General features: G+C 71.9%; 9 protein-coding genes. 6 read left to right on the top strand and 3 right to left on the bottom strand.

What is annotated here, in order from left to right; all coding sequences use genetic code 11:
- Positions 1-2: 2 nt before the first annotated feature.
- The 6 genes from KDK95_RS11465 to KDK95_RS11440 are packed head-to-tail and all read left to right on the top strand — an operon-like array spanning position 3 to position 5,981.
- Positions 3-251, top strand: coding sequence for an acyl carrier protein (locus KDK95_RS11465; protein WP_212518074.1), 249 nt, complete (start codon positions 3-5; stop codon positions 249-251).
- Positions 248-832: a ferritin-like domain-containing protein gene (locus tag KDK95_RS11460; protein ID WP_212518073.1), complete on the top strand. Its 585-nt coding sequence runs from the start codon at positions 248-250 to the stop codon at positions 830-832. Before KDK95_RS11465 ends, KDK95_RS11460 begins: the two co-directional genes overlap by 4 nt.
- Positions 829-2,493, top strand: coding sequence for an AMP-binding protein (locus KDK95_RS11455; RefSeq protein WP_212518072.1), 1,665 nt, complete (start codon positions 829-831; stop codon positions 2,491-2,493). The genes KDK95_RS11460 and KDK95_RS11455 overlap by 4 nt, the downstream gene beginning before the upstream one ends.
- Positions 2,494-2,530: 37 nt before the next feature.
- The gene (locus tag KDK95_RS11450; RefSeq protein ID WP_212518071.1) at positions 2,531-3,436 is read left to right on the top strand and encodes a branched-chain amino acid transaminase; all 906 of its coding nucleotides are present in this window, start codon (positions 2,531-2,533) and stop codon (positions 3,434-3,436) included.
- Positions 3,436-4,671 (top strand): acyl-CoA dehydrogenase family protein, encoded by a 1,236-nt coding sequence (locus KDK95_RS11445; protein WP_212518070.1) that lies wholly within the window; start codon positions 3,436-3,438, stop codon positions 4,669-4,671. Before KDK95_RS11450 ends, KDK95_RS11445 begins: the two co-directional genes overlap by 1 nt.
- A gap of 11 nt (positions 4,672-4,682) precedes the next feature.
- Positions 4,683-5,981 carry an MFS transporter gene (locus KDK95_RS11440; protein ID WP_212518069.1) on the top strand — a complete coding sequence of 433 codons (1,299 nt, stop codon included), beginning with the start codon at positions 4,683-4,685 and terminating at the stop codon, positions 5,979-5,981.
- A gap of 57 nt (positions 5,982-6,038) precedes the next feature.
- Here the strand turns inward: KDK95_RS11440 and KDK95_RS11435 are convergent, their stop codons facing one another.
- From KDK95_RS11435 to KDK95_RS11425, 3 genes are all read right to left on the bottom strand, one after another.
- Positions 6,039-6,773 (bottom strand): AfsR/SARP family transcriptional regulator, encoded by a 735-nt coding sequence (locus KDK95_RS11435; protein WP_212518068.1) that lies wholly within the window; start codon positions 6,771-6,773, stop codon positions 6,039-6,041.
- 224 nt (positions 6,774-6,997) lie between these two features.
- On the bottom strand, positions 6,998-9,556 hold the full coding sequence (gene lanKC / locus KDK95_RS11430) for a class III lanthionine synthetase LanKC (RefSeq protein WP_212518067.1): 2,559 nt from the start codon (positions 9,554-9,556) through the stop codon (positions 6,998-7,000).
- Positions 9,540-11,486 (bottom strand): AfsR/SARP family transcriptional regulator, encoded by a 1,947-nt coding sequence (locus KDK95_RS11425; protein ID WP_212518066.1) that lies wholly within the window; start codon positions 11,484-11,486, stop codon positions 9,540-9,542. Before KDK95_RS11425 ends, lanKC begins: the two co-directional genes overlap by 17 nt.
- Between the last annotated feature and the right edge of the window lie 114 nt (positions 11,487-11,600).

Here is an 11,600-nt window from a genome sequence, read left to right as displayed (position 1 = left end):
CCATGGAATACAACGACGCCGTCGAGCTGGTGACCCGGCTCGTGTGCGGATTCCGGAATGTCGATCCCGCACAGCTCGCCGAGACCGACGATCTCGCCGAGACGCTCGGATTCGACTCGCTCGACGCGGCCGAGCTGGTGGCCGCCATCCACAAGGAGACCGGCCGGGAGTTCGCCGCCGCCTCCCCGCAGGACCTGAGCACCGTGCGGATCATCGCCACCCGCCTCGTCGGTCAGGAGGTCGCGGCGTGATCATCGACGTGGGGGACAGGACCTTCGACGAGCTGGACCCGGTCTGGCTGCTCAACCAGTACCGCGCGGCCGAGGTCGACGGCGCCGGGGCCATCATGCGGATGAGCCGGCTCGCCGACGAGCACCGGCTGCGGGTCGACCTCGCCAAGCACCTGCGGGACGAATCCGTGCACGCCTGGCTGTGGACCAAGGCGCTCAACGACATCGACGGGGAGATCGTCGAGGTCGACGAGCCCTACCAGAAGCGCCTGGCCTTCCACTTCGGCCTGCCGCGCACGCTGGACGACCTGCTCGCGCTGACCTGGGTCTCCGAGTCGCGCGGCGTCGAGCAGTACACGCAGCACATGGACATCAAGGACATCCCGGTCTCGATCCGGCAGATCCTGCGCGCCATCCTCAAGGACGAGACCTGGCACGTCTCGTACATCCGGGAGGAGCTCGAGCGCCGGATGCGCACCGACGACGCCCTGCGCGCGACCCTCGACCGGGCGCTGGCCGCGGACGCCATGGCCGTCGCCGACATCGGCTTCGCCGGCGCTGCGTCCCTCGACGACCGGCAGCTGAAGACCGTGAACGCATGATCGGCGTCACCGCGGGAGCGGCCGAGCGGGCGCTCGCGCCGGCCGGCCCGGCGCGGGGCCCGGTGGATCTGACGGGGCCCCGCGCCCGCGTCCCGGGCAGGTCCCTGGAGGAGGTCGTCCGACCGTTCGAGGAGGCCGGACGCGGCATCACCTTCCTCGACGGGCGCGACCGGCGCACCCTCACGTACCGCGAGCTGGCCGGACGGGCCGCCGCCGTCGCGCAGCGCCTCGGCGAGTTCGGCGTGCGCCCCGGCGACCGGGTGGCCGCGAACGCGGGCAACGACCTCGACACCGTCGCACTGCTGATGGGCGTGTGGTTCGCGGGAGCCGCGTTCGTCTCGCTGCCCAAGCCGTCCCGCCGCGACGCCGGACGCTTCGCCCGCGACTTCGGGCAGCTGCTCAAGGCCTGCGACTGCGCCTTCGCGGTGACCGAGGACACCGAATCCGAACTCGCGGCGTTCGGGGGTCTCAAGGTCATTCCGGCCGCCGCCCTGCGTGGGCTCGAGCCGCTGACCCGCGGCGTGCCGGATGCGCTTATCGGCGACACGGCCCTGATCCAGTTCACCTCGGGCAGCGTGTCGATGCCGAAGGGCGTGGCGATCGGCAGTTCCACGCTCGCCGGGCACATCGACATGCTCAGGCGGCACTACCAGCTGGAGCCCGACCACGACCGGATCGTGTCCTGGCTTCCGCTCTACCACGACATGGGCCTGATAGCGGCCTTCCTGCAGGCCCTCATCGCCCGCGTCGATCTCGTCCTGATGCCGCCGACCTCGTTCGCGTACGGCCCGGCGACATGGCTCAACACCCTCGCGGCAGAACGCGGTACCTTCACCGCGGCGCCCGACTTCGCCTACCGGATGGCGGCGACCGTGCCCTACGACTCAGGGCTCGACCTCTCCGGCGTCCGCGTCTCGCTGTGCGGCGGCGAGCGTGTCAATCCGCGTACGATGCGCGACTTCCAGACGGCGACCGAGCCGCTGGGGCTGCTGCCGGGAGCGCTGATACCCAGCTACGGGCTCGCCGAGAACGTCGTCGGCGTCTCCAGCCCGACACACGGCCTCGGCCCGCGGGTCGGCCCGGGAGGCCACGTCCCGCTCGGCGCCCCGATGCCCGGAGTCGCCGTGCGCGCGCCCGAGGGTCCGGTGCCGGGTCCGGTGCTGATCCGCGGCGCGTACCTGTTCGACGGCTATCACACGATCGACGGCTTCATCCCCGCGGCGCGCGGCGGCTGGCACGACACCGGAGACGACGGATTCATCCACGACGGCGAACTGCACGTCGTCGGGCGCCGCGCCGAGGTCGCCTCCATCGCCGGGCGCAACGTCTTCGCCGAGGACATCGAGGCGGTCGTCCGGGACACCGCGGGCGCCGCGGTCGGAGCCTGCGCCGCGTTCCGGCTGCACTCCGACGACCAGCGCTTCGGCCTGATGGTCGAGGTGCCGCCCAGCACGGCGCGCGCGGGGGACGGGATCGGCGAACTGGGCTCCGGCATCCGGGCCGCGGTCCGCGACGCCCTCGGCGTGCGCGTCGCGACCGTCCAGGTCGTGCGGGTCGGCACCATCCCGCGCACCACCTCGGGCAAGGTGCAGCGCGCCCACTGCCGCCAGCTGCACGCCGAGGGCACGCTCGGCCGCCGGCTGCTCGCCGCCATCGACTGAGCGCCTCAGACGGCCACGGGAAGGGAGATTTCCGAAAGTGCAGACCGAGCAGAAGTTCATCTGGCTCGACGGCGACCTGGTCGCCTGGGACGACGCCACCGTCCACATCACCACACACGCCCTCCACTACGGCATCGGGTTCTTCGAGGGAATCCGCGCCCACGGGACGAAGCAGGGTCCCGCCCTGTTCCGGCTCGGCGACCACCTGCGGCGGCTGCGCAACTCCGCCGCCGTCTACGGCATGGAGCTGCCCTTCGCGCTCGACGAGCTGGCGCGGGCCTGCCGCGCCGTCGTCTCGGCCAACGGACTGACCGACTGCTACCTGCGTCCGCTCGTCTTCCTCGGCGAGGGCCCCAACCCGCTCGCGGCGCCGCTGCGCTGCGCGATCACGGCCAGTGCCAACGGCCCGCTGGTCGGCGCGGCCAAGGCCATCGGTGCCAGAGCCCAGATATCCTCCTTCCAGCGATTCGGAGCCAACGCGCTGCCGCCCGCCGCCAAGGCCAGCGGGCAGTATCTCAACTCCGTCATCGGCCAGAGCGCGGCGCTGCGCGCCGGCTACGACGACGCCCTGTTCCTCAACGAGAACGGCCTGGTCGCGGACGGCTGGGCGCACAACATCTTCACCGTGTACGACGGCGTGCTGTCCGTGCCGCCGCAGTGGACCGGCGGGCTGCCCGGCATCACCCGCGACAGCGTCATGACACTCGCCGCCGAGGACGGGATCACCGTCGCCGAGCGCCCGCTCGTACGCTCGGACCTGTACCTCGCCGAAGAGGTCTTCCTGACCGGGACCGCCGCCGGGGTCAAGCCGGTCGGGTCGATCGACGGGCGGCCGATGACCGCGGGCGCCCCCGGACCGGTGACCGCACGGATCGCCCGCCTCTACGCCGACGCCGTGACCGGGGAGTCCGGCGCCCATCCCGATTGGCTGGACTACGTCTGATGACTGATCTGACCCCGCCCGACGCGACGCTCGCCGCGTACCGGGACCAGGTGCGCGAGGCGATGAAGGCCTTCGACGCCGAGGACTTCGCCGCCTGGGAGGCCGACCGGCACATTCCGCGTTCCGCCCTCACCCTGCTCGCCGGCCGCGGCCTGTTCCGGGCGCGCTGGGCCGACGGAGCCTACCTCGGCATCGGGCGCATGACGACGCTGATCGAGGAACTCTTCCGGTACGACTCGGGGCTCGCCATCGCGGCGATGGGCCAGAGCGAGATCTTCATCGGCGCGCTCGCCCGGCACGGATCCTCCGGGGCCCATGCGGCCCTGCTGGAGGACGCGCTCGCCGGGCGGGCAGTGGGCTGCTTCGCCGCCACCGAACCGCAGGGCGGGGCACAGCTCGCCGGCATCCGCACCCGTGCGACGGCCGAGGACGACGGCTGGCACCTGCGCGGCACGAAGCGCTACATCTCGAACATCGGCAGAGCCACCCACGCGGTGCTGCTCGCGCGCACCGACAAGGCCGAGAACGCCGCCGACCTCTCGCTGTTCATCGTCCCGCTGAACACCGCGGGCGTCACGGTGGACGGGTTCTTCGACGCCGCGGGCGTGCAGTCCTGCGACGTGGGCCAGCTCAGCGTGGACGCGCATCTGCCGGCCGACGCCCTGCTCGGAAGCCCCGGCCTGGGCCTGCTCTACGCCTCGCACCTGCTCCAGTTCGAGCGCCTGGCCATCTGCGCCCTGCTGCTCGCCGGAGGCGAATCGGCACTCGAGCTCGCGGCCGGACACGCCCGCGGCCGGCATACCGACGGCGGCCGAGTCATCGACAAGCAGGTGATCCGCCATCACCTCGCGACGGCGCGGGCGGACCTGTGGAACCTGCAGAGCAGGTTCGCCGAGATCCTCGCCTTCGCCCGGCGCGAACAGGCGCTGCCGCCGCACCAGATCTCCGCCCTCAAGCTGAGCGCGGGCAAGCGGGTGCTGGAGATCATCGACCTGTCGATGCAGATATTCGGGGCCCGCGGCAACACCACGGCCTACCCGCTGGAGAAGCTCTGGCGCGACTGCCGGATCGCCCGCGTCGGCGGCGGCACCGACGAGGTGCTCTCCGACATGGTCGCCTCGTTCGTCGACCGACCCGACCGCCGGGTGGAGCAGTACCTCGCCGAAGCCCGCGACCTCGACGTGCCGCTGCCCTCGGTCGCCCGCGGGCACCGCGCCACCGCGCTGGTCCGATGAAGGCGGCCGACATGTCGCAGACCATCGAGCAACAGCAGCCGACCGAAGAGCGCGCTCCCGCGCCGGAAGCGAAACAGCCTTCGCTCTGGCGCAGCCGCGACTACCTGGGCCTGTGGACCGGTGACGCGATCTCCGCACTCGGCACCAGCATGTCGACGATCGCCTACCCGCTGCTGGTGCTCTTCTCCTCCGGCTCGGTCGCCCACGCCGGCGTGATCACCGCGGCCGCCATGATCGGATCCCTGCTGACGACGCTCTGGGGCGGAGTGCTCGCCGACCGGGTCTCGCGCAAGGCTCTGCTCATCCTCAGCCCGCTGATCGAGGCGGCCGCGGTCGGCGCCGTCGCGCTCCTCGTGCTGCACGGCCGCACGAGCATCGCCGTCCTCGCGGTCGCGGCCTGCGTCGGCGGGCTGGCCGGCGGCGTGCACACCGCCGCACGCAACCCGGCCCTGCGCCGCATCGTGCCCAAGGAGCAGATGGCCGTCGCCTCCAGCCAGGTGCAGGGCCGGGACATGGCCGCCCAGTTCTTCGGCAGTCCCCTCGGCGGCCTGCTGTTCTCCGCCGCGCGATGGCTGCCGTTCGGCGTCGACTCGGTCACGTTCCTCTTCTCCGCGCTGGGCGCCACCCTGATCCGCCGCCCCCTCGGCCCCGACCGAACGACCGAGGAGTCACGGAGCCGCAGCATGCTCGCGGACCTCCGGGAGGGCCTCGGCTACGTGAAGGGCGTGCCGTTCCTCAGGTTCGTCGCACTGTGGACCCCCGCGATCAACATGGCGGCCGGCGCGTACTTCCTGCTCTTCATCGCGGTGCTGAAATACCGCGGCGCCGGCCCCGCCGCCATCGGCCTGGTCAACTCCATCGCGCTGCTCGGCGGCGTGACCGGCGCGGTGCTCGGCCCGATGATCCTGCGCCGGATCCAGGCCAGGCGGGTCCTGATGACCGCCTGCTGGATCTTCACCGGCGCGGCCGCGCTCACCGGAGTCCTCCCGACGCCCGCCGAGATCGGCGGATCGGTGTTCCTGGTGATGCTCGCGGTGGTCCCGGTCAACGCCCTGTTCGCCGCGTACCAGGTCAGGCTCGTCCCCGACAAGTACAACGGCAGGGCCTCGGCGGTGGTCGGCTTCGGCGCCCAGGCGCTGCAGTGGATCGGCCCGCTCGTCGCCGGAGCCCTGGCCGACGCCCTCGGCGCCCCCGCCGCACTCCTGATCGTGGCCGCCGCACTGGTCCCGCTCGCGGTGGCGCCACACCTGAGCTCCTCGCTCGCCCTGCTCGAGCGCCCCGTCGAGGAGGTCGCGGAACACCGCCCGTGACCGTGCTCGAACAAAGAAGTGCGGCCTGCCGGAATCCCGGCAGGCCGCACTCGTGGTTCACGCCGCCCGGGTACGGCTCGGCCACAGCATCCGGGGGATGGCCGCGCTCGGATCCACCCCGAGCTCTTCGCGCAGCAGCACGCGGTACTGGTGGAACCGGCGGTGCGCGTCGGCGATCTCGTCGGCCTGCAGGCAGGACTTGACCGCGATACGCCGCGGCCCCTCGCGCAGCGGATCGGCCTGGGCCGCGGCGTCCGCGAGCTCCAGGACCAGGGCGTGCTTCCCCTGGCCGAGAAAGCTCTCGGCCAGCGCCTCGAGCGTCTGGATGCGCCGAAGCTCCCACTTCTCCTGGTAGGGCTGCAGCCAGTCGAGGTCCCAGCCGAACAGCAGCGGATAGCGCAGCAGGTCCCACAACCCGAGGAAGTCGTCGTGGCTCCCGGCCATGCCGCGGCGCCCGGCCGTCGGCACCGCCCACCGCGCTGCGAGCCGGTAGTCCACGTGCACGTCCTCGCGCAGCGCGATCGAGGCGTTGGAGACCTGCAGCAGTTCTCCGTCTGTGGCCTGGTTGAGCCGCCAGAGCGTCTGGCGCAGCCGGGCGGTCGCCCGGGGCGCGGGCACATCCGGCCACAGCCGGCAGGCCAGGTCCTCGCGGTGCAGCGGCCCCTCGGTCAGGGCCAGCGCGGCGATCAGCTTCTGCTGCCTGTCGCCGAGGTCGATCACTTCGAACTGCCGGCGGCAGATGAACCCCGGCAGCAACGACACGTGCAATGGACTGGTCCCGGCTCTCGCCATGGTCGTCTCCGTATCTCCGTGATGCTCCTGAGGTGCGGCCTGCCGGGGTCCGGCAGGCCGCGGCCTGGCGCCGTCCGCTACAGCGCGTAGGTGGTGCGCAGGATGCTGCTATAGGCGCTGGGGCACCAGACGACCTCGTCTCCGTCGTCAACCGAGAGCTCCTGAAGTGCGAGAATCTGGTTCATCGTCGAGTACTTCCTTTCTCTTCTCATCGGGTTGCGGACTCAGGCGAAGAGGTCTGCGCCTGGGCCGTCGAGGATCCGGCAGACCGCCAGGAGCACGCCTGCGGAGCCGCTGGAGAGGTCGGCGCTGAACCGGAGTGCGCCGGTGCCGAGGAAACGGACGCCTTCGCCGTGCGGGACCGCGTACTTCAGCAGTCCCGTCGCGACCTTGACGGCGCGCTCGCGGTCGGTCGACCGGCCGGTCAGTTCGGCATGATCGGTCAGGAAGTGGGCCAGCCCGGCCAGTCCGGCGTAGAGCCCGGACTCCGTGGCGCACAGCTTGTCGGCATCGGCGACGATGCGCGGCAGGGCGGCGGCGAACCGCTCGTCCTGCACGCCATCGGTGTGGACGTAGCGAGTCAGAACGGTTCCGACACCCGCCGAGCCGATGGCGTAGTACGGCATGGCTCTGCGGACCGCGGCGTTGTCCGGGAACGACAACGCGCCGTCCGGCAGCTCCATCGCCCGGTCCAGTTCCTCGTGCAGCAGCCGGCTCCCTGCCGCCAGGTAGCGGACCTCCCCGGATTCTTCGAAGAGCCGGTGCAGGAAGAGGGCGAGCCCGGAGCGGCCGTGAAAGAGCCCGCGGGCGTCCTGGGGGCCGAGCAACGGTCGCGGCTCTGCGGTCTCTGCGATGAAGTCGCCGGCCGCGGCCGCCCGGTCGAGGCAGCGCCCGTCGCCGGTCCGGCGGTACAGGTCGAGCCACATCAGCCCGACCCCGGCCCGGCCCCCGGCGAGGGTGGCGCAGGAGGCGGTGAGCGGGTGGTTCTCCGCCAGCAGGGCGAGGTCGTTCGCCTCGTCCAGGTGGCCGAGCTGAGCCAGTACCCTCGCAATCCCCGCCACGCCCACGTCGAGCCCCGGCGGCAGTTCCCCGCGCAGGTCGAGACCGTCTTGGCGGAGGCGTTTGCGCACCGCGTCCGGAACCGCGACCCGGGCGCTCAGCAGAGCGTGGACGACCCCGGCCGTCCCGTACCCGACGCACACCGTGTTGGTGGCGAAGGCGGCCGGCGGCGGCGGGAAGACCCAGTCCGCCCGGTCGCAGTCGGCCATCGCGAGCAGCCCCGCCGCCAGCCGGTCGGCGAGCCGGGCCAGGCAGCCGACGGGGTCGGCGTCCACCTCGTCAGGTGTCGGCGTGGTCGGTTCGCGGTCCGGGCCGGTCGGGTAGAAGGCCGTGGCGCGGGCCCAGAGATCCGCGGGCGGGGCCGTGACGGCGGTCAGGTCCCGCCGGAGCAGTGCGAGGTTGTCCGGCGCGCGCTCGGCGACGGCGTGCGCGTTGGCGAACATGGCCAGGGCCAGTGCACCGAGCGCGAAACGGTCGGCCAGCAGCGGGTCGGAGCCCTCGGCGAGCAGCGCGGCCGACGGCACGAAGCCCGGAGTCCCACCGGCCACGGCGGGCTCGTCGAGCGGGGTGGCCATCTCGAAGTCGACGAGCCGGGCGCCGGTGCCCGGCGTGACGATGACGTTCGACGGACTGAGATCCCCGAACCGGTATCCGAGGGCGTGCAGGCGACCGAGTGTGTCGTCGAGGCCTGCCAGGATGCGGCGGCAGTCGGCGAAGTAGGATTCCGAGTCACGCTGCGCCCAGTCGGCCCGGATGAGCGGGGTGTTCTGTCCGACCCAGGTCCGCAGTGGTACGCCCGCGACGAACTCCGTGGCGAGGAATTCGTGCTCCCATTCGCTGAAGTACTCCAGCGGCTCCGGGCACAGCCCCGGCGCGGCCTGGTGCAGGCGGGTCAGGGTCGCGTGCTCGGCGCGCAGTCTCTCCTGCGCGCTGAGGCCATCGGGCGTGTAGCCGTTGTGGGCCCTGGCCTCCTTCAGGAAGACGGCTCTCCCGCTGCGGACGTCACGCGCCTGATAGGCGCCGCCGGCGTTGCTGGTCTGCAGTACCCTGACGACCTCGTAGTTCCCCATGACGATCGAACCCTGATGGGCCGCGGGCTCCTCGTCGACAAAGGGATCGGTGATCCCCGGGGGCAGTAAGAACGCCGGCGTGCGCAGGTCCACGATGTCGCGCCCGGCGCCGTCCCGGACCAGCAGCTCCTGCTTTCCGTCGGGCAGCAGCCTGCTGCGGCCGCGGAAAGCCCCGTACCTGTACTGGACCGTACGCGAGTTTCGATAGCGCCGATCGGTGAGAACGTACGCCCCTTCTTCGCCGTCCAGGGCCTCGGCCAGCCGGTTGAGCAGGCGCCGTGCGGTCTCGGTGTCGGGCGGGTAGAGGGCGCAGAACTTGCCGGCTTGGGGCCGCGGCGCGTGCTTGTGGTGGAGGAAGAGGTAGAAGCGCCGGGTGGCGACGTGTTTGAAGGGCACGTTCGCGGCGAAGCAGGCTTCGGCCACCGTGTCGAGCACCGGTTGGATCCGGCTGATCTGTGCCGATACGTGGATCTTCCAGCCTTGATCGACCTCGGGAAGCCCGGGGCGGGACCAGAAGGCCCAGATGTCGCGATCGCTCCGACACCAGCCCTCCGGCACGGCTCCGGGGCTCAGTCGCGGCCCAGGGGCGCGCACCGTGCAGAACGGGGCGTAGTACTCGCCGTCGGCGAGCGCTGTTTCAAGGACGTCGAACAAGGGGGCCTCCTGCGTGGACGGTGCGCGCGGACCAGGCCGGGACAGGCGCCGCCTTCGAACGGGCGGCCAGCTCGCGGGCGTAGAGATAGGTGATGTAAGGCAGCGAATACGTTGCGCCGTCGGGCGAGATCAGGGCGCCCTCCTCAAGCATCGATTCGAGCTCGACGCAGGCTCGGTCCGGTGCAACGCCCGCGACCGCCGTGACATCGCGGAGGGTGAAGCGCGTCGGGGGCACCGTCGGGGGCACCGTTTCCGCCAGATCTCGCACAATCGCCCGGTGCGACGGGCGCAGGCAGCACCACTCGCGGGCTGCGCGAGCGCGCACCCGGACGTCGCCGACTTCCAGGTGATCCAACGCCGTCTCGGGGGACGAGAGGCGTGCTGCGTACTCAACCAGCTCGAGGTGCGGGAGCACGGCGAGCTTGAGCGCTGCGGCGCGGATCGTCAGCGGGAGCATTCCGCACAGGACGACGAGGCGTTCGGCCGCGGCGGGGTCGGACCGCACCCGGCTGGAACCCGCGACTCCGGCAAGCAGGGCGAGTGCTTTGTCGGCGGACAGCGGTGCAAGCTGCATCCGGCAGGTCGGCGTGAGCCCCGCCAGTTGGCTGCACGCGGTGACGATGGCCGAACTGCGACCGCCCGGCAGCAGCGTGCGCACGGTCTCCTCGTCGGAAGCGTCGTCGAGGACGAGCAGAATGCGGCGGGTGGCAGCCCACAGGCGCCATCGAGCCGCTTCCCGCTCGGGATTGACCGAGGCCGGCTCGGGCCTGCCCGTGTACGACAGAAGTTCCGCGACGACCGGCATCAGGGGCCTGGGGGAGCCGTCGGGTTCTCGGAGCCGAACGAAGATCCGTCCGTCCGGGAACGCGCGATCCAGCCCATGGGCAGCGCGCAACGCGAGGGCGGTCTTTCCGACACCGGCCTCTCCCACCAGCAGGCACGTGCCGCCATCGACCGCCGCGACCTCCGTCAGCTCGGCCAGAGCAGCCGTCCGCCCGACGAAGCCGGCGTTCTGCGGCGGCAGATCCACGGCCGACGCCAGGCGCCGAACACGCACCCGGGTGTCTCCGCCCTCATCCGCCAGGATGGCGCGGTAGACCGATTCCGCCACCGGGCTAGGTGAAAGGCCCAACTCGCGGGCCAGGAGCTTGCGTGCCTCGTCGTACTCGGCGAGCGCTTCGGCGCGGCGCCCCGAGCGGTACAGCGCCGTCATCCGGGCGACCTGCAACCGCTCCCGCAGCGGATGCCGCCCGAGCAGCTCGCCGGCCGCCTCGGCGACCTCGTCGGCCAGGCCCGCCTCCAGCGCGACGTCGGCCCAGTCCTCGCATAAGGCCGTGTAACGCACGTCGAGCCGTTCGGCCTCCGCCCGAACGGAATCCGAGGCGGCCAGCTCGCCCAACGGCGGTCCGTCCCACAACCGCCGCGCCCGACCCAGGATCCGCGCCGCCCGCTCGACGGCCCCGCGATCGGCCGCCTCGCGCCCGGCCCGGGCCAGCGCCGACAATCGCAAGAGGTCCAGCTCGTCCTCGGACACGAGCAGCTGATAGCCGCCGGACCGCAGCAGCAGCCGTTCCCCGGCCCCGGCCTCCTGCAGAATCCGGCGGATCCCGAGGACATACGCCTGCAGGTTCTTGCGCGCCGTCCGCGGCGGCTGCTGCCCCCAAACCGCCTCGGTCAGCGCTTCGACCGAGACCGCGCTGCCGCTGCGGCACAGCAGCATCGCGAGCACCAGCCGCTGCTTCAGCGGCCCGAGCGCCACCTCGCGCCCACCCACCCAGCCCCGGAGCGGCCCCAGCACGCGGAAGCGCAGCGTCGTCGATGTCGATGTCGATGTCGATGTCGATGTCGTGGTCGTCGTTGACGGCGACGGCGACGGCGACGGCAGCGACGGCGGCGAAAACCCCACAGCGTTCGGCGCGGATCGCAGCATGCCCAACTCCACCCGGTCGTCTCTGACCGGCGACCAGACGGTAGCGGGCCACCATCAATCCTGCTGGCAACCCCGACAGCGGTCATCGGTGCCCACCACCCCTGTCTCTTATAC

Origin of the sequence: Actinospica acidithermotolerans (assembly GCF_018139625.1) — a bacterium.
Taxonomy (GTDB): Bacteria; Actinomycetota; Actinomycetes; order Streptomycetales; family Catenulisporaceae; genus Actinospica; species Actinospica acidithermotolerans.
This window is presented reverse-complemented; position numbering and strand designations above follow the sequence as displayed.